Source organism: Peteryoungia wuzhouensis (assembly GCF_003205195.1).
Taxonomy (GTDB): domain Bacteria; phylum Pseudomonadota; class Alphaproteobacteria; order Rhizobiales; family Rhizobiaceae; genus Allorhizobium; species Allorhizobium wuzhouense.
The window spans coordinates 1-17,300 of sequence record NZ_QJRY01000004.1 but is presented as its reverse complement, the minus strand read 5'-3'; the positions used below and the strand labels follow the sequence as shown (position 1 = coordinate 17,300).

15 protein-coding genes are annotated in these 17,300 nt (G+C 64.0%); 12 read left to right on the top strand and 3 right to left on the bottom strand.

What is annotated here, in order from left to right:
• Positions 1–37 precede the first annotated feature (37 nt).
• Positions 38–1,765 carry a hypothetical protein gene (locus tag DMY87_RS11635; RefSeq protein ID WP_110791496.1) on the bottom strand — a complete coding sequence of 576 codons (1,728 nt, stop codon included), beginning with the start codon at positions 1,763–1,765 and terminating at the stop codon, positions 38–40.
• A 234-nt stretch (positions 1,766–1,999) separates the two neighbouring features.
• Here DMY87_RS11635 and DMY87_RS11630 point away from each other — a divergent pair, with 234 nt between their 5' ends.
• The 5 genes from DMY87_RS11630 (at position 2,000) to arsA (ending at position 7,364) form a co-directional block, all read left to right on the top strand.
• Positions 2,000–2,887: a metal ABC transporter substrate-binding protein gene (locus DMY87_RS11630; RefSeq protein WP_110792147.1), complete on the top strand. Its 888-nt coding sequence runs from the start codon at positions 2,000–2,002 to the stop codon at positions 2,885–2,887.
• Positions 2,884–3,771: a manganese/iron ABC transporter ATP-binding protein gene (locus tag DMY87_RS11625; RefSeq protein WP_280953045.1), complete on the top strand. Its 888-nt coding sequence runs from the start codon at positions 2,884–2,886 to the stop codon at positions 3,769–3,771. Before DMY87_RS11630 ends, DMY87_RS11625 begins: the two co-directional genes overlap by 4 nt.
• Positions 3,752–4,660, top strand: coding sequence for a metal ABC transporter permease (locus DMY87_RS11620; RefSeq protein ID WP_110791495.1), 909 nt, complete (start codon positions 3,752–3,754; stop codon positions 4,658–4,660). The genes DMY87_RS11625 and DMY87_RS11620 overlap by 20 nt, the downstream gene beginning before the upstream one ends.
• Complete coding sequence (locus tag DMY87_RS11615; RefSeq protein WP_110791494.1) at positions 4,657–5,514, top strand: metal ABC transporter permease; 858 nt, start codon at positions 4,657–4,659, stop codon at positions 5,512–5,514. Before DMY87_RS11620 ends, DMY87_RS11615 begins: the two co-directional genes overlap by 4 nt.
• Before the next feature lie 80 nt (positions 5,515–5,594).
• A complete protein-coding gene (gene arsA, locus DMY87_RS11610) occupies positions 5,595–7,364 on the top strand; it encodes an arsenical pump-driving ATPase (protein ID WP_110791493.1) in 1,770 nt (589 codons plus the stop codon).
• 14 nt (positions 7,365–7,378) lie between these two features.
• Here the strand turns inward: arsA and DMY87_RS11605 are convergent, their stop codons facing one another.
• Positions 7,379–8,275, bottom strand: coding sequence for a DMT family transporter (locus tag DMY87_RS11605; RefSeq protein WP_110791492.1), 897 nt, complete (start codon positions 8,273–8,275; stop codon positions 7,379–7,381).
• 187 nt (positions 8,276–8,462) lie between these two features.
• Between DMY87_RS11605 and DMY87_RS11600 the strand changes: the two genes are divergently transcribed.
• The 6 genes from DMY87_RS11600 to DMY87_RS11575 all read left to right on the top strand — a co-directional run bounded on the left by DMY87_RS11600 (position 8,463) and on the right by DMY87_RS11575 (position 15,253).
• Positions 8,463–9,371, top strand: coding sequence for a LysR family transcriptional regulator (locus DMY87_RS11600; protein ID WP_110791491.1), 909 nt, complete (start codon positions 8,463–8,465; stop codon positions 9,369–9,371).
• A gap of 293 nt (positions 9,372–9,664) precedes the next feature.
• Positions 9,665–10,822, top strand: a complete 1,158-nt coding sequence (locus tag DMY87_RS11595) for an ABC transporter substrate-binding protein (RefSeq protein ID WP_110791490.1) — start codon at positions 9,665–9,667, stop codon at positions 10,820–10,822.
• A 196-nt stretch (positions 10,823–11,018) separates the two neighbouring features.
• On the top strand, positions 11,019–12,008 hold the full coding sequence (locus DMY87_RS11590) for an ABC transporter ATP-binding protein (protein ID WP_110791489.1): 990 nt from the start codon (positions 11,019–11,021) through the stop codon (positions 12,006–12,008).
• Positions 12,005–12,955 carry an ABC transporter permease gene (locus DMY87_RS11585; RefSeq protein ID WP_110791488.1) on the top strand — a complete coding sequence of 317 codons (951 nt, stop codon included), beginning with the start codon at positions 12,005–12,007 and terminating at the stop codon, positions 12,953–12,955. The genes DMY87_RS11590 and DMY87_RS11585 overlap by 4 nt, the downstream gene beginning before the upstream one ends.
• Positions 12,945–13,760, top strand: a complete 816-nt coding sequence (locus DMY87_RS11580) for an ABC transporter permease (protein WP_110791487.1) — start codon at positions 12,945–12,947, stop codon at positions 13,758–13,760. The genes DMY87_RS11585 and DMY87_RS11580 overlap by 11 nt, the downstream gene beginning before the upstream one ends.
• Before the next feature lie 68 nt (positions 13,761–13,828).
• Complete coding sequence (locus tag DMY87_RS11575) at positions 13,829–15,253, top strand: gamma-aminobutyraldehyde dehydrogenase (protein WP_110791486.1); 1,425 nt, start codon at positions 13,829–13,831, stop codon at positions 15,251–15,253.
• Positions 15,254–15,296: 43 nt separating this feature from the next.
• Here the strand turns inward: DMY87_RS11575 and DMY87_RS11570 are convergent, their stop codons facing one another.
• A complete protein-coding gene (locus tag DMY87_RS11570) occupies positions 15,297–15,767 on the bottom strand; it encodes a YccF domain-containing protein (protein ID WP_110791485.1) in 471 nt (156 codons plus the stop codon).
• 228 nt (positions 15,768–15,995) lie between these two features.
• On the opposite strand from DMY87_RS11570, the gene DMY87_RS11565 reads away from it, so the two are divergent.
• Positions 15,996–16,466 carry an SH3 domain-containing protein gene (locus DMY87_RS11565; protein WP_110791484.1) on the top strand — a complete coding sequence of 157 codons (471 nt, stop codon included), beginning with the start codon at positions 15,996–15,998 and terminating at the stop codon, positions 16,464–16,466.
• The last annotated feature ends 834 nt before the right edge of the window (positions 16,467–17,300 follow it).

Genomic DNA, 17,300 nt, shown 5'->3' with positions numbered 1-17,300 from the left:
AAACGGTCACGAGGACCAGAGCCCGGCAAACCCGCCCTCAATGCCCGGCCTTGGCTTCCTCGGCCGGGATGATCTTTTTCGGCGGCAGCTTCGTTTCATCCTCGTTGGGAGCAGCATGCCCTTCGACAGCATGCCCGGCATCCGCCGTCCCAGCCGCAGGTGCATGATCCGCAGCAGCACCATGCTCTTCCGGTGCCGTTCCCGGCGCAGCGGCATCGCCGACAGGCTCGATCGGCTGGGATCGCATCTTCTCAAGCCAGGCGGCACCATGATCGGCGCTCGCCGCACCCGATCCGGCAGGAGTTTCAGCCGGTGCGGCGGCATCTCCGCCGGGATCCGCCGGAGCGGCAGCCTCGTCACCGCCAAGGCCAACCATGCTCTTCAGCGAGGAGAACCAGCCAGCATCCTCGGTCGGTGCCTCGGCGCTCGCAGCCTCATGCGCGGGCGCATCGCTTGCCGCGCCATCATGCGCCTGCGGTTCCTCGACTGGAACCTCTTCCACCGGCACCTCAGCCTCGTGCGCCGCCGACGCAGACGCCTGCTCGCCCTCGGTCGAAGCCCCATGCCCCGCAGCATCGGCATGCCCGCTCTCGGCAGGAACTGCGGCCGCATCGCCATGGGAAGCCGAATTCCCTGCCGGGGCCTCCGCCGGAGCGGAAGCGTCATGCGCAGGCGCCTCATGCCCGACGGCTGCGGCATCGGCCGGCGCCGGGGCATGCTCAGAATTCGCATCACCGGGGGCAGCCCCCTCGGTGGAATGTTCGCCCTCCGGCAACGCGGCACTGTCCTCAGCCGGCGCGGCATGGCCTTCGCCACCGCCATCCCCGTGGCCGGCCGCAGCCGGATCGCCATGCCCCTCGGCGGGCGCTTCACCATGTCCGGCATCCGCCGCACCATGGCCTTCGGCCGGCGCCTCGTCACCGCCAAGGCCAACCATGCCCATCAGCGAGGCCATCCAGCCCTTGCTCTCGCCGCCGCCGTGTTCGGCAACCGGTGTCTCTGCGCCATGCTCGCCGGCCGGCGCTTCACCATGACCATCTGCCGGCGCCTCGCCATGACCATCTGCCGGCGCCTCGCCATGCCCATCGGCCGCAGCTTCGCCGTGACCGCCATCTCCATGGCCATCACTCTTCTTGCCGTGGCTGTCGGTCTTCTTGCCATGCGCATCGCCATGGCCCTCGCCCTCCGGCACAACGACTTCCGGCTTGATGCAATCGGCGCTGTCATCGAGCTTGGCCAGAAGCGCCTGGATATCGCCTTCCATCATGTCGACCCGCTGGCCGAAAAATTCGCCATTGGCCGCTGCCGGCCCGTCCGCATAACGCGCGGTCAGCATGCGGGCCGTTGCCGCCTCGGGAACCCGGTGCGGATCGGGAACGAAGATGACGTCGGCGCCGACGGCCCGTCCGCGCATCTGGCCGCGTTCCTTCGGTCCGTTCAGGTCGAGGACGACCACCTGCACGAGATCGGCCTTTTTCGTCTCCTGCACGACCTTGGCCACGCGCAGCGCCGTCTTGATCCGGGTCAGCCCATCGGCGGTTTCGTTGGTGGTCACATATTTGCGGATCCAGAAGCGGTCCTTCTTGTGGATCTCGACGGTCTGCACTTCCGTGCATTCGAGCCCGTTCAGCTCGGCATAGGAAGGCCCGAGCAGTGTGTCGGCGCCGATATAGACGGCAGCCCCGCCCGTGCCGCCGCACAGGACGAGAACGCCGCCCACGATCAGCACGAGTTTCCGCGACAGGTGAAGCTTCGGCACCTTCACGCTTGCAACTCCGCCATCACACCACCCTCGACCATTACGCAATACTGCGTGTGAGCATAGGCGCGGCTCCTTGCAGAACCTTTAACCGCCACACGGCAATTCGCGCTGGTCTTTCAAGCCCGCTGAAAGCCTCGCCTGGGCGGTCTTTTTGCAAATGATTTGCAAATGCATTGACAATGCGTCGGCGCGCGATAGATTTTAATAGGAATGACTTGCAAGAACGGGATGCCGCTGATGTTGCCAAAGCTTGCCCGCAGTCTTTTTGCCCTGGCGCTTATGCTGCCCGGAGCAGCCCATGCCGCTGACAAGCCGAAGGTCGTCACCACCTTCACGGTCATTGCCGACATCGCCAAGAATGTCGCCGGCGATGCAGCCGACGTCGAAAGCATCACCAAGCCCGGCGCCGAGATCCACGGCTACCAGCCCACGCCCCGCGATATCCTCAAGGCCCGCGACGCCAACCTCGTGCTGCGCAACGGGCTCTTTCTCGAAGCCTGGTTCGAAAAATTCCTCGCCAATCTCGGCAATGTCCCGACCGTGACCGTCAGCGACGGCGTGGCCCCCATCGACATTTCCGGCGGCGCCTATGAAGGCAAACCCAATCCGCATGCCTGGATGTCGCCGGAAAACGCACTGATCTACGTCGAAAACATCCGCAAGGCGCTGACCGACCTCGATCCGGCCAATGCCGCGATCTACGAGGCCAATGCCCGCACCTATTCCCAGAAGATCCAAGCCGAGATCGAACCGATGAAGGCCGAGATCGCGAAGATCCCGGAAAACGAGCGTTATCTCGTCACCAGCGAAGGCGCCTTCTCCTACCTCGCCCGCGACCTCGGCATGAAGGAACTCTATCTCTGGCCGATCAATGCCGACAGCCAGGGCACGCCCCAGCAGGTCAGGGCCGTCGTCGACCAGGTGGTGGCCAACAAGATCCCCGTCGTCTTCTCGGAAAGCACCGTCTCCGACAAGCCGGCCAAACAGGTCGCAGCCGAAACGGGCGCGCGCTATGGCGGCGTCCTCTATGTGGACTCGCTCAGCGACCCGGATGGACCGGTCCCGACCTATCTGGATCTCTTGAAGGTAACGGTCTCGACCATCGTGAAGGGATTTGCCGGATGATCATGGGATCGGGCGCAAGACGCAAACGCGAAGGCATCGCCGCAGAGGATGTGACGGTCACCTATCGCAACGGCCACACCGCCCTGCGCCACGCCAGTTTTGCCATCCCGCCCGGAACCATCACCGCCCTTGTCGGCGTCAACGGCGCCGGCAAATCCACCCTCTTCAAGGCCATCATGGGCTTCGTGCCGGTCGCCTCCGGCGAGATCCGCGTGCTCGGCATGAGCGTCAGGCAGGCGCTGAAGCAGAACCTCGTCGCCTATGTGCCCCAGGCCGAAGAGGTCGACTGGAATTTTCCCGTCCTCGTCGAAGACGTCGTGATGATGGGCCGCTACGGCCATATGAGCTTCCTGCGCATCCCCTCCAAGCGCGACCACCAGCTGGTCGACGAGGCACTGTCCCGCGTCGGCATGAACGACTATCGCAAGCGCCAGATCGGCGAACTCTCGGGCGGCCAGCGCAAGCGCGTCTTCCTCGCCCGCGCGCTCGCCCAGGAAGGCCAGGTGATCCTGCTCGACGAACCCTTCACCGGCGTCGATGTCACCACCGAAGAACAGATCATCGGCCTGATGAAGGACCTGCGCGCAGAGGGCCGCGTCATGCTGGTCTCGACCCACAATCTCGGCAGCGTGCCTGATTTCTGCGACCGCACGATTTTTGTCAAAGGCACGGTCATCGCCTCCGGCAAGACCGAGGACACCTTCACCGAAGAAAACCTCAAGACCGCCTTCGGCGGCGCGCTCCGCCACTTCGTGCTCTCAGGCACCGACCTGCACGACGACGAAGACGGCCGCGAGGTCAAGGTCATCACCGACGACGAACGCCCCTTCGTCATCTACGGCCAGCCGAAACCGGGAACATCAGATGCTCGCGACCCTGGTTGAGCCCTTCACCTATGATTACATGCGCAACGCCATTCTGGTGAGCGCACTCGTCGGCGCCGTCTGCGGCTTCCTCTCCGCCTATCTCATGCTGAAAGGCTGGTCGCTGATCGGCGACGCGCTTTCCCATGCCATCGTCCCTGGTGTCGCCGGCGCCTATATGCTGGGCCTCCCCTTCGCCTTCGGCGCCTTCCTCTCCGGCGGTCTCGCGGCCATCGCCATCCTCTTCCTCAACCAGCGCACCAAGCTCAAGGAAGACGCGATCATCGGCCTGATCTTCACCTCCTTCTTCGGTCTTGGCCTGTTCATGGTCTCGATCTCGCCTGTCTCCATCGACATCAAGACCATCGTGCTCGGCAACATCCTCGCCATCACACCCGCCGATACGCTGCAGCTGATCCTGATCGGCGGCATCAGCCTCCTCGTGCTGACGCTGAAGTGGAAGGACCTGATGGTCACCTTCTTCGACGAAAACCACGCCCGCTCCATCGGCCTCAAACCCGAACGCCTGAAGGTAATCTTCTTCACCCTCCTCGCCGCCTCCACGGTCGCCGCCATGCAGACCGTCGGCGCCTTCCTCGTCATCGCCATGGTCGTCACACCCGGCGCCACGGCCTATCTGCTCACCGACCGCTTCCAGCGCCTGATCCTCATGGCGCTCGGCATCGGCGCCGGCACCAGCTTCATCGGCGCCTATGCGAGCTACTTCCTCGACGGTGCGACCGGCGGCATCATCGTCGTGCTCCAGACGGTGATCTTCCTCCTGGCCTTCCTCTTTGCCCCCAAACACGGCCTGCTCGCCGCCCGCAGCCGCGCCCGCGAAGCGCTGGAACCCATGCCTTCCGCAGCGCCGGCAGAGCCCCATGGCCTTCCCGAGGAGCGCCCCGCATGAGCGAAACCCTCGAACTCGCGCTCCTCCCCTTCCAGCTGCCCTTCATGCAGACGGCCTTCGTCGTCACGCTGATGATAGCCATCCCCATGGCGCTGCTCTCCTGCCTGCTGGTGCTCAAAGGCTGGTCGCTGATGGGCGACGCCGTCTCCCACGCAGTGCTTCCCGGCGTCGTCATCGCCTATATCGCCGGCATCCCGCTCGCCATCGGCGCCTTCATCGCCGGCCTCTTCTGCGCATTGCTCACAGGCTTCATCAAGGAGAACAGCCGCATCAAGGAAGACACCGTGCTCGGCATCGTCTTTTCCGGCATGTTCGGCCTCGGCCTCGTTCTCTATGTCCAGGTCGAAAGCTCCGTCCATCTCGACCACATCCTCTTCGGCGACATGCTGGGCATCCTGCCGTCTGACCTCCTGGAGACTGGCCTCATCGCCCTCTTCGCCACGCTCTTCCTGATCCTGCTGCGCAAGGATCTCCTCGCCCATGCCTTCGACCCGCAGCATGCCCAGGCGATCGGCCTCTCGGTCCGCCTCCTGCATTACGGCCAGCTCGCCGTTCTCTCGCTGGTCGTCGTCGGCGCCCTGAAGGCCGTCGGCATCATCCTCTCGGTCGCCATGCTCGTCGCCCCCGGCGCCATCGCCTTCCTGCTGACCAAGCGCTACGGCACCATGCTGGTGACAGCCGTCGCGGTCGCGGTAGCCTCGTCCGTGGCCGGAATCTATCTCAGCTTCTTCATCGACAGCGCACCGGCCCCGACCATCGTGCTGATCATGAGCGGCATCTTCGTGCTCGCCTTCTTCCGCACGCTCTGGCAGGCCCGCAGCGTCAACCGCATCACCGCCGCAGAAGGCATGTGATCATCGAGCACTTGCCATGGATCAAATCCGCAAGGGCCGGGTCGGACTAGGGTTTCCGCATCAAAGCGAGGATGAAGCCCATGTCGACGATGCACCTGCTTCAAAATCCCACCCGCCACCTGTTTTTCACCGGCAAGGGCGGCGTCGGCAAGACCTCGCTCAGCTGCGCGACAGCGATTGCGCTCGCCGATCAGGGCCTGAAGATCCTGCTCGTCAGCACGGATCCCGCCTCCAATCTTGATGAAATGCTGGGCCTGCCCCTTGGCAGCGATCCGACAGCGGTGCCGGGCGTCCCCGGCCTGTCCGCCATGAACATCGATCCGGAAACGGCGGCCGAAGACTACCGCCGACGCGTGCTCGACCAGATGGCACCGGAGGCGACCGACAAGGACCGCGCCGCCGTCCGCGAGCAGCTGTCCGGCGCCTGCACCACCGAGATTGCCGCCTTCGACGAATTCGTCGGCCTGCTCGCCGATGACAACCCGCGCTTCGACCACATCGTCTTCGACACCGCGCCCACCGGCCACACCCTCCGGCTCCTCAGCCTGCCGAAAGCCTGGACCGGCTTCCTGGAGGCCAACGAACGCGGCGCCTCCTGCCTTGGCCCCCATTCCGGGCTGAAAATGCAGGAAGACCGCTTCCGCACGGCGCTCGAATGCCTCGGCGATCCCGCCCGCACCACCATCGTTCTGGTCACAAGGGCCGACCGAGGCGCCATCCGCGAAGCCGCCCGCACGGCTGGAGAACTCTCGGAACTCGGCCTTTCCAACCAGATGCTCGCCGTCAACGCCCGCTTCACGCCATCAGACCCGAATGACCCCGTGGCCGCAGCCTTCGCCGCAGAACAGACCAAGGCACTGACGGACCTGCCAACGGCACTCGCATCGCTCCCCCGCGACGAGGTCGCCCTGAAATCCTTCGACATGGTGGGGCTCGCCGCCCTGCGCGGACTGCTGTCCGAAACGGACCTCACGCCTCCTGCCGAGACCGCAGACGACACCGTCGAAAGCCCCGGGCTTCCCCGCCTCTCAAAGCTGGTCGGCGAAATCGCGGCAAGCGGAAAGGGCCTTGTGATGGTCATGGGCAAGGGTGGCGTCGGCAAGACCACAGTCGCCGCCGCCGTCGCCGTCGGGCTTGCCGCCCGTGGCCACACGGTCCACCTCACCACCACAGACCCGGCGGCCCACCTCTCCTTCGTCGTCGGCGCCGCCGCCATGCCCGGACTGACCGTCGACCGAATCGACCCCGAAGCCGAAACGACCCGCTATATCGACAAGATCATGGCGACCAAGGGCCGCGATCTCGATGACGCCGGTCAAGCCCTGCTGCGCGAAGACCTCGCATCGCCCTGCACCGAGGAAGTGGCGGTCTTCCATGCCTTCTCCCGCGTCGTCGCCGAAGCCCGATCAAGCTTCGTCGTCATCGATACGGCCCCGACCGGCCACACGCTGCTGCTGCTCGATGCGACAGGCGCCTATCACCGCCAGATGACCCGCCATCTCGACGACGCCGCACCCGGCCGCATGGTGACCCCGCTGATGCGCCTGCAAGACCCCGCCTATACACGTGTCCTGCTCGTCACCCTGCCGGAGACGACACCGGTCTCGGAAGCCTCCGCGCTCCAGGATGACCTGCACCGCGCCGGCATCGCGCCCTATGGCTGGGTGATCAACAAGTCGATGGCGATCACAGGCACCCGCGATCCGCTCCTGCGCGCCCGCATTCGGGGCGAGAAATCCCAGATCGAAAGAGTGAGGCGCGATTGTGCAAACCGGGTCTACGGCCTGGACTTCCGCCCTGTCGCGCCGGTGGGTCTGGAGGAACTGAAGCGGATCGCTGCGGAGGAATAGAGCGCGGCCGCCGCTCAGACCCGCGCTTCTTCCTCGGCCCGCTTGGCGCGGTGCGACACCACCCATTCCCGCCAGACGGTGAAAAGGCCTGCCCCGACGACAATCACGGCACCGACCACCGTGTTCCAGCGCAACACCTCTCCAAACACGGTAACGGCGATGACCGCGCCCAGCACCAGCTGCCAGTAGGAGATCGGCTGAACGATGACCGCATCGAGATTTTCATAGGCCCTGATCAGCGACAGATGGCCGATGATGCCGGTGCAGCACAGCCCGATCATCAATCCCCAGTCGACGGCCGTGAACGGCGTCCAGAAGAACGGCCCGAGCAGGTTGGACCCGATGAAGCCGACGATCGCCAGATAGAAGAAGCTGGTCGACGGCTGGTCGTCGCGGCTGACCAGCCGCGTCGCGATTCCGTAGATCGCGCCCATCACCGCGCACATCAGCGGCAGCCAGATATAGATGTTGAAGCCGTCTCCGGTGGGCGACAGCATGATCACCACGCCGACAAGGCCGAACAGAATGGCTGTCCAGCGCCGCCAGCCGACCTTTTCGCCGAGGATCGGCATGGACAGCAGCGCCACGAAGATCGGGCCTGCGGCAAAGATCGCCTGGCTCTGGGCGAGACCGACTTTGGTGAAGGCAACGATCGAGACCAGGATCTGCGTGAACAGCAGGAGACCGCGCAGGATCTGCAGGAACGGCCGCTTGGTGTTGACCGCCGTTCTGAGGCCGCCGCTTGAGCGCATCGCCAGGAAGAGCGCGAAGGCGACGAAGGCCCAGTAGCGCACCATGGCCACCTGAACCGGCGAGTGGGTCTCGCCGAGATGTTTGGAAAGCCCGTCCTGGATGGCAAAGACGGAAAAGGCGAGAAAGGTGAAGAGATAGCCGAGCGGCGTCGATTTCATGGGATCAAGGGGACTTTGCACGAGGAGGGATCCGTGGACGAAGCAACGGCGCGGGCAAGACGATCCTACACCCTGCATGCTCTTTGACCAGCCCAGTATTGCAAACCTGCCCTGCAACCTGACAACCCCTCGCCGCGACCGATCGCGATGACCTTGCCTCTCGCCGGGTGCCGTGCTTCAAAAGGCCATGGCCTTCACCTTCCGTCAGTTGCAGTATTTCGTCGCCGTGGCAGAACAGGGATCGGTCACGCGCGCCGCCCAGAACCTCTCAATTTCGCAGTCCTCGGTCACCGAAGCGATCAAGGAGCTGGAGGGTGATCTCGGTGTCGAACTCTTCGAGCGCCACCCGCGCGGCCTGACCATCACCTATAACGGCCACCAGTTTCTCCGCCACGCGACGAAGATCCTCGCCGATGTCTCCGACGCCCGCAACGTCTTCACCGAAACGCAAAACAGCACCGGCGGCACGCTCAATATCGGCGTGACGTCGCTGGTTGCCGGTTACGTGCTCTCCGATCTGCTCGCCCGCTATCGCCGCGCCTGCCCGGGTGTCGAAGTGACGGCCATGGAAGACAATGGCTCCTATCTGGAACACCTGCTGATCGGCGGCGAACTGGATGTCGCCGTCATGGTCATCTCCAACCTGCGCGACCGCATGGCCCTGCAGGCGGAAATTCTCGAAACCTCACCCTACCGCCTCTGGCTCCCCATCGGCCATCCGCTGGTCTCAGCCGATATCATCTCCGTGCAGGACATCGCCCGCGAACCGCTGATCATGCTGACGGTGGACGAAATCGAGGAAAACACCGGCAAGCTCCTCTCGGCGCTCGGCGCTCGCCCGCATGTGGCCTTCCGCACGCGCTCGGTGGAAGCGGTCCGCAGCCTGGTCGCCACCGGCGCCGGCGTCGCCCTCCTCCCCGACCTCGTCTACCGCCCCTGGTCATTGGAAGGCGACCGCATCGAGAGCCGCGACGTGTCAGGCGCGCTGCCTGTGGTGCAGGTCGGCATGGTCTGGCGCAAGGGATCGAGCCTGCCGCAGGCGGCACGCGATTTTGTCGGGATTGCCGAGGCGAGCCGCAGTGGGCGGGTCAGGTAAACACCTCGCAGGCCCCAAAGAATAGCCCCTCATCCCCCTACCGGGACCTTCTCCCCGCGAGCGGGGAGAAGGCGAAAACGGCGGCCGCAGCGCCCTTCTCCCCGTTCACGGGGAGAAGGTGGCGGCAGCCGGATGAGGGGCGCCTAAGAACAACAACCTCAACCACCACGCCATCGGAAAAACCGATACCACCATTCTGGCGAATGAATTTGCGAATGCGGTTAAATCACGGCAACTTTCTCGCCGGGAACAATGGCCGCAAAAACGCGGCCTCACAAACGGGAGACCTCGCGATGAAGTCGTTATTGAAATCCTGCACCGTCCTCGCCTCCGTACTCAGCCTGACCACCGCCGCCGTCGCCCAGGAGCCGCTGAAGGAACTCGGCCCCGGTGAAGGCGCGCTCTCCATCGTCGCCTGGGCCGGCTATATCGAGCGCGGCGAGACCGACAAGAATTACGACTGGGTCACCGATTTCGAAAAGTCGACCGGCTGCAAGGTCTCGGTGAAGACCGCCGCCACATCAGACGAAATGGTCGCCCTGATGAACGAAGGCGGCTTCGACCTTGTCACCGCCTCGGGCGATGCGTCGCTGCGCCTCGTCGCCGGCAAGCGCGTCCAGCCGATCAACACGGCCCTCATCCCCTCCTGGAGCACAATCGACGAGCGCCTGCAGAACGCCCCCTGGCACACCAAGGACGGCGTCCATTACGGCACGCCTTACGTCTGGGGCGCCAATGTCCTGATGTACAACACCGACGTGTTCAAGGGCGAAGCGCCGAAGAGCTGGAACGTCGTCTTCGAAGAAATGAACCTGCCCGACGGCAAGTCGAACAAGGGCCGCGTCCAGGCCTATGACGGCCCGATCTATGTCGCCGACGCCGCCCTCTATCTGATGGCCCACAAGCCGGAACTCGGCATCAAGGACCCGTACGAACTGAATGAAGACCAGTACAAGGCCGCCCTCGACCTGCTGCGCGGCCAGCGCCAGCTGGTCGGCCGCTACTGGCACGATGCCATGATCCAGATCGACGACTTCAAGAACGAAGGCGTCGCCGCCTCCGGTTCCTGGCCCTTCCAGGTCAACCTGATGAAGGCCGAAGGCGCCAAGATCGCCTCCACCTTCCCCGAGGAAGGCGTGACCGGCTGGGCCGACACCACCATGCTGCATGCCGAGAGCGAACACCCGAACTGCGCCTATATGTGGATGGAGCATTCGCTCTCGCCCAAGGTCCAGGGCGACGTCTCCGCCTGGTTCGGCACGGTGCCCTCCGTCCCCGCCGCCTGCAAGGGCAATGCGCTCTACGGCGACGAGGGCTGCAAGACCAACGGCTATGAGAACTTCGACAAGATCAAGTTCTGGCGCACCCCGACCTCGAAGTGCAGCACCGGCGAATGCGTGCCCTACCACCGCTGGGTCTCCGACTACATCGGCGTGATCGGCGGCCGGTAACCGCCATATCTCCCCCCTTGCGGGGGAGAAAGCAAAATCAACGAATTAGCCGAGCGGAGCGAGGCTAAGCGTTAGATTTTGCAAGAGAGGGGCTGAAACCCACGTCCCCTCTCTTGCGATTTCTAGCACTTAGCTGACGCTAAGCTGCTGAAATCGCATTCTCTCCCGCAAGGGGAGAGATGAAGCTGGAGCCACCATGACCGCAGCCGTCTCCTTCTCGAAGGTCTCGCGCCATTTCGGCAGCGTCAAAGCCGTCGACAGCGTCGATCTGACCGTCGCACCCGGCGAATTCTTCGCCATGCTCGGCCCGTCCGGCTCCGGCAAGACGACCTGCCTGCGCCTGATCGCCGGCTTCGAACAGCCGACGTCAGGCCATATCGAGATTTTTGGCGAAACCGCCGAGGGCGTGCCGCCCTATCGCCGCAACGTCAACACGGTCTTCCAGGACTATGCCCTCTTCCCGCATTTGAACATTCTCGACAACGTCGCCTATGGCCTGATGGTCAAGGGTGTGGCCAAGGCCGAGCGCCACCGCGAGGCCGAACAGGCCCTGGAGATGGTCAAGCTGCCCGGCTACGGCGCCCGCAAGCCCGGCCAGCTCTCCGGCGGCCAGCGCCAGCGTGTGGCGCTTGCCCGGGCGCTGGTCAACAAGCCGAAGGTCCTGCTGCTCGACGAGCCGCTCGGCGCACTCGACCTGAAGCTGCGCGAGCAGATGCAGGAAGAACTCAAGAGCCTGCAGCGTTCGCTCGGCATCACCTTCGTCTTCGTCACCCACGACCAGGGCGAAGCGCTCTCGATGGCCGACCGTGTCGCCGTCTTCAACGACGGCAGGATCGTCCAGGCCGGCACGCCGCACGAGATCTACAACCGCCCCCGCACCCGCTTCGTCGCCGATTTCGTCGGCTCCTCCAACGTCATCCCGCCCGAAGCGATGAAGGCACTCGGCGGCGAAGCGCGCTGGACGAGCCTGCGACCCGAAGCCATCCGCATCGTCTCCGAAGGCGGCGTCAACGCCACCATCCGCTCGGCAAGCTTTCTCGGCGCTTCGACAAAACTCTTCGTTGAAACGGCCGCAACCCCGCTCACCGTCTCGCTGCCGGCCGGCATGACCGCGCCGCAGGCGGGCGAAAGCATCCACATCGCCTGGTCACCATCTGACCTGCATTACATGGAGGAAGCCGCATGACGGCGACCTCCGCACCCGCCATCACAGCTGGGCGTCAGGGCCCGATGGGGCGGCTCTCGGATCTGTTCTGGCAGAGGCCCAACCTGCTGCTGGTTCTGATGCTGGTGCCGCCCCTACTCTGGCTCGGGATCATCTATGTCGGCTCGCTGCTGGCGCTTCTCTTGCAGAGCTTCTTCGCGATCGACGAGTTCTCCGGGCTGATCAATTACGAGTTCACCCTTTCGACCTATGGCCAGCTGCTGCAGCCGGCCAATTTCGACATCATCCTGCGCACGCTCCTGATGTCGGCCGCCGTCACCCTCGCCTCCGCGGTCATCGCCTTCCCGATCGCCTATTACGCCGCGCGCTATGCCAAGGGCCGCTGGAAGGCTGTCTTCTATCTCGGCATCATGCTGCCGCTCTGGTCGAGTTATCTCGTCAAGGTCTATGCCTGGAAGCTGATCCTCGCCAAGGAAGGCATCCTCAACTGGATCTTCGCCAAGCTGCATCTGACCTGGGCGCTCGACGCCATCCTCGCCATTCCCGTCATCGGCGGCAATTCGCTGTCGATCAGCTATCTCGGCACCTTCATCGTCTTCGTCTATGTCTGGCTGCCCTTCATGATCCTGCCGACCCAGGCAGCCCTCGAACGTGTGCCCGGCAACCTGATCGAAGCCTCGGGCGATCTCGGCGCTGACTCCCGCCAGACCTTCCGCCATGTGCTCTTTCCGCTCGCCCTGCCCGGCATCGTCGCGGGCTCGATCTTCACCTTCTCGCTGACCATGGGCGACTACATCATCCCCCAGATCGTCGGCACCTCCAGGCTCTTCATCGGCCAGGCCGTCTATGCCCAGCAGGGCACCGCCGGCAACATCCCGCTCGCCGCCGCCTTCTCGGTGGTGCCGATCGTCATCATGGGCATCTATCTCACGATTGCCAAACGCATGGGGGCCTTTGATGCGCTCTGACCGCTCCCAGTCCTCGGGCCTGTCCCTGAAGATCGCCGCCGGCGTCGGCCTTGCCTTCCTGCATCTGCCGATCCTGCTCATCTTCGTCTATGCCTTCACCACGGAGGAAAAGAGCTTCCAGTGGCCGCCACCGGGCTTCACGCTGCAATGGTTCGCCGTTGCCTGGAACCGCCCGGACATCTGGGAAGCGCTCACACTCTCGGTCAAGGTCGCTAGCATCGCCACGGTCATCGCGCTGATCCTCGGCACGCTCGCCGCCGCCGCCGTCGCCCGCACCAAATTCTTCGGCCGGGAAGCGATCTCCTTGCTCGTCATCCTGCCGATCGCGCTGCCCGGCATCATCACCGGCATTGCCCTGCGTTCGGCCTTTTCGATTGCCGATATCCCCTTCTCCGTCTGGACAATCATCCTCGGCCACGCCACCTTCTGCGTCGTCGTTGTCTACAACAATGCGGTGGCCCGCTTCCGCCGCACCTCCGGCTCGCTGATCGAGGCCTCCATGGATCTCGGCGCCGATGGTTTCCAGACCTTCCGCCATGTGATCCTGCCGAACATCGCGACAGCGCTTCTGGCCGGCGGCATGCTCGCCTTCGCGCTGTCCTTCGACGAGGTCATCGTCACCACCTTTACTGCCGGCCAGCAGTCGACCCTGCCGATCTGGATGCTGGAAGAACTGATCCGCCCGCGCCAGCGCCCGGTGACCAACGTGGTCGCCATGGTCGTGGTGATCGTCACCTTCCTGCCGATCCTGGCCGCCTATTATCTCACCCGCGATACCGACCAGATTGCCGGCAGCGGAAAATGAACCACAACCACCGTGCAGCCCCTGCCGCGCGGTCTCACAATTGACGTGTAATGAAAGGGAGAAAAAACATGGACACCCAGATGCTGATCGGCGGCAAGTTCGAGGCCGGTTCCGAGACGGAGGAGAAGATCCTGAACCCCAAGACCGGCGACGCCATCGTCGATCTCCCGGAAGCTTCGATCGCTCAGGTGGAAGCCGCCGTCGATGCGGCCGAAGGCGCCTTTACCAGCTGGTCGCAGACCACCCCCGGCCAGCGCGCCGGCTACCTGCTCGCCATCGCCGACGCGATCGAAAAGGACGCAGCCGCCTTCGCAGCACTCGAAAGCCTCAACTGCGGCAAGCCGATCAATGCCGTGCTGAACGATGAAATTCCGGCGGTCGTCGATTGCTACCGCTTCTTCGCCGGCGCGATCCGCACCCTGCAGGCTCCGGTGTCAGGCGAATACCTGCCGGGCTTCACCTCGATGATCCGCCGCGATGCCGTCGGCGTCATCGGCTCGATCGCCCCCTGGAACTATCCGCTGATGATGATGGCCTGGAAGCTGGCACCGGCGCTTGCCGGCGGCAACACGGTCGTCTTCAAGCCTTCCGAGCAGACCCCGCTGACAGCGCTGAAGCTCGCCAAGGTCATGGCCGACATCCTGCCGGAAGGCGTCATCAATGTCGTGCTCGGCCGTGGCGAAAGCGTCGGCAATGCGCTGATCAACCATCCGAAGATCGCGATGGTCTCGATCACCGGCGACATCGCCACCGGCAAGAAGGTGCTCAACGCCGCCGCCAAGAACGTCAAGCGCACCCATCTGGAGCTCGGCGGCAAGGCCCCCGTGATCGTGCATGACGATGCCGATATCGACGCCGCCGTCGCCGCGATCCGCACCTTCGGTTACTACAATGCCGGCCAGGACTGCACCGCCGCCTGCCGCATCTACGCCTCCGACAAGATCTACGACCGCTTCGTCGCCGATCTCGCAGCCGCCGTCTCGACGATCAAGTTCAACCAGGACGACGATGCCGACAACGAAATCGGGCCGCTGATCTCCAAGCGCCAGCGCGACCGCGTCGAAAGCTTCGTCACCCGGGCTGCCGAACACAAGCACATGGAAGTGGTCGCCGGCGGCAAGCTCGGCTCCGACAAGGGCTTCTTCTACACGCCGACCGTCATTGCCGGCGCAACCCAGGACGACGAAATCGTCCGCCGCGAAGTCTTCGGCCCCGTCGTCTCCGTCACCCGCTTCACCGATCCCGAACAGGCCGTGACCTGGGCCAATGACAGCGACTACGGCCTTGCCTCCTCCGTCTGGACCAAGGACATTTCCCGCGCCATGCAGAACGCCGCCAAGCTGCGTTACGGCTGCACCTGGATCAACACCCACTTCATGCTCTGCAACGAAATGCCCCATGGCGGCATGAAGCAGTCGGGTTATGGCAAGGATCTCTCGCTCTACTCGCTGGAGGACTACACGACCGTCCGCCATGTGATGATCGCGCATTGAGCGAGTTTTGGGCGGCATGGCTGGACCGTGCCGCCCATGTCCTTTAGGCGGCGCGCATTCTCTGGAGAACCAGCTTCGCGTTCTCTTCCCGTGCGAGCTGGGCCAACTCGATGCTGACGACGCGGCGGCCAACCGGCCATAGTGAGATGCCGGCCAACTTGAAGGATTGGATGCCGAAGGGGATGCCGATGATGGTCAGGCAATTGACGATGCCTGCCGCCAGATGCCCCAGAAAGAGGATCCAACCAAACGTCAACGCCCAGACGATGTTTGCCACGAAACCGATCGTCCCCGTCACGGCAGTCACGGCGGACAGTCCCTTTGCATCCAGTTCTCGGATGTGAACCACATCCTTTCCGAACGGGAATGCCGACATTTTTGCAATCTCAAAGGCCGCCCGTGACACCGGCAAGCCAATGATACTGATGGCAAACAGGGCCGCGCCGAGCAGCCAGACGAGCGCCAGAACCGCTCCACCGAAAACAAACCATATTGCATTTCCAACAAAACGCATCGCCCTACTCCCCTATTGGTTGTCGAGAGTAGATTACTCCCGCATGGGAGGTTGGCAAGTTCGCCACAGGATCATTTTTGGAGCAGCGATTTCACTGACATCCCCGACGCTGCGCCATCTCCCTCCGCCCATTGCGATGGAAACAGCCGGCACGTTTACCCTGACAGACCAAACCGGTGGCACCCCGCCTTTCTCCTCCGTATCATGATGTGGAATCAGGAGAGCGAAATGCGCGGCGAGCCAAAAGACGTCAGACACAAGAGCCACAAGGCCATGCTCGCAGCGGCGGCGCTCCTGTCCGTGACTGCTCTTGGCTCCCCGGCATCACATGCTCAGCAGCCCCAGGTGATCCCCGCCCCCAATCTCGACGGTGGCGGCGCCGTGATGGACACCTATCTCTGGCATGTCCGCGGCCTGCCCCCCGGCAAGCGCCTCGCCGTCTATTCCGGTGCCGGCCCCAGGTTCCGCGTGATCCATGCGCTGGAGGACGGTGAGCCGATCGAACGGCTCTCCTGCAAGGATATCAGCGGCGGCTACTGGTGCCGCATCGCAACCGTCACCCGCCCCCGCATCTCCGGCTGGGTCGATGGCCGCTTCCTGCTGGAAGAACCCGGCTTCGCCCCGCCGGACGACCTGCGAAACCCGCCCATCGAACCCGAAATCCTCATCGACCCCTTCGGCAAGCCGCGACGCCCTTGAAGGTCGGGAGCACGCGCTGCGTCCCAACGACGCTCTTGTCGTGACGGTGACTGGATCATCGGGACCAGACGCATGCCCATCAACGGCGGCCAAGAGTGAATCGGTTGATCTGCACGCCGAGATCACGGGAGGAACCTAGACGCAAAGGGGGAGATCGGACGCCAGAACCTCGCCCTTTAAAGAATGTCCACCGATGCGCTCGAAATCGCCACGACGTCAGCTGGGTCGATACCCACGCCGCAGCCCACCTCCCCCATGCGGGGGAGGACGGAAAATCGAAGGCTTAGGCGCGCGCAAGCCGCCTAAACTTCAGATTTTCCAGGAGAGGGGCACAGTTCCGTTGGCTCTCCCCTCACCGAGCCCTCCTCTTGCGAAATCTCAAGCTTTGGCCCTGATCGGGCCAATTCCTCTTCCAGCCTTCGCGCGGCGTCGCGCTCAGGCCTCCGTTCGCTGAAATCGATTCACTGGATCGATTTCCGGCCTTCGGCCGCCGCTCCGAAGTCTTCCCCACCAAGGGGGAGATCGGCGTCGCGCCTGCAGCCTCTGCCCCTCATCCGCCCCTTCGGGGCACCTTCTCCCCGCAAGCGGGGAGAAGGCCGAGACGGCCACCGCTTGCGCCCCCCTCTCCCCGCCTGCGGGGAGAGGGTAGGGTGAGGGGCAAAGCCACAAACTCGGCGTCACTGGCCAAAAAAGGGGGATGACTTTGAGAGAATTCCCAACAAATTCAAACCCCGACACATTTTTTCATCCCCCACCCTTTTTCCTCCCGTAGAATCATCGCTGTCCCGCCCTCGGATACACCTGACGATGCGATGTCAGGCGAGGCGGGGCCGG

Bases quoted from the DNA above. Each gene is read 5' to 3' on its own strand.
- arsA (WP_110791493.1), top strand. From the start codon at position 5,595: ATGTCGACGATGCACCTGCTTCAAAATCCCACCCGCCACCTGTTTTTC.
- DMY87_RS11605 (WP_110791492.1), bottom strand. From the start codon at position 8,275: ATGAAATCGACGCCGCTCGGCTATCTCTTCACCTTTCTCGCCTTTTCC.
- DMY87_RS11600 (WP_110791491.1), top strand. From the start codon at position 8,463: ATGGCCTTCACCTTCCGTCAGTTGCAGTATTTCGTCGCCGTGGCAGAA.
- DMY87_RS11615 (WP_110791494.1), top strand. From the start codon at position 4,657: ATGAGCGAAACCCTCGAACTCGCGCTCCTCCCCTTCCAGCTGCCCTTC.
- DMY87_RS11575 (WP_110791486.1), top strand. From the start codon at position 13,829: ATGGACACCCAGATGCTGATCGGCGGCAAGTTCGAGGCCGGTTCCGAG.
- DMY87_RS11580 (WP_110791487.1), top strand. From the start codon at position 12,945: ATGCGCTCTGACCGCTCCCAGTCCTCGGGCCTGTCCCTGAAGATCGCC.
- DMY87_RS11585 (WP_110791488.1), top strand. From the start codon at position 12,005: ATGACGGCGACCTCCGCACCCGCCATCACAGCTGGGCGTCAGGGCCCG.
- DMY87_RS11620 (WP_110791495.1), top strand. From the start codon at position 3,752: ATGCTCGCGACCCTGGTTGAGCCCTTCACCTATGATTACATGCGCAAC.
- DMY87_RS11595 (WP_110791490.1), top strand. From the start codon at position 9,665: ATGAAGTCGTTATTGAAATCCTGCACCGTCCTCGCCTCCGTACTCAGC.
- DMY87_RS11630 (WP_110792147.1), top strand. From the start codon at position 2,000: ATGTTGCCAAAGCTTGCCCGCAGTCTTTTTGCCCTGGCGCTTATGCTG.
- DMY87_RS11565 (WP_110791484.1), top strand. From the start codon at position 15,996: ATGCGCGGCGAGCCAAAAGACGTCAGACACAAGAGCCACAAGGCCATG.
- DMY87_RS11570 (WP_110791485.1), bottom strand. From the start codon at position 15,767: ATGCGTTTTGTTGGAAATGCAATATGGTTTGTTTTCGGTGGAGCGGTT.
- DMY87_RS11625 (WP_280953045.1), top strand. From the start codon at position 2,884: ATGATCATGGGATCGGGCGCAAGACGCAAACGCGAAGGCATCGCCGCA.
- DMY87_RS11590 (WP_110791489.1), top strand. From the start codon at position 11,019: ATGACCGCAGCCGTCTCCTTCTCGAAGGTCTCGCGCCATTTCGGCAGC.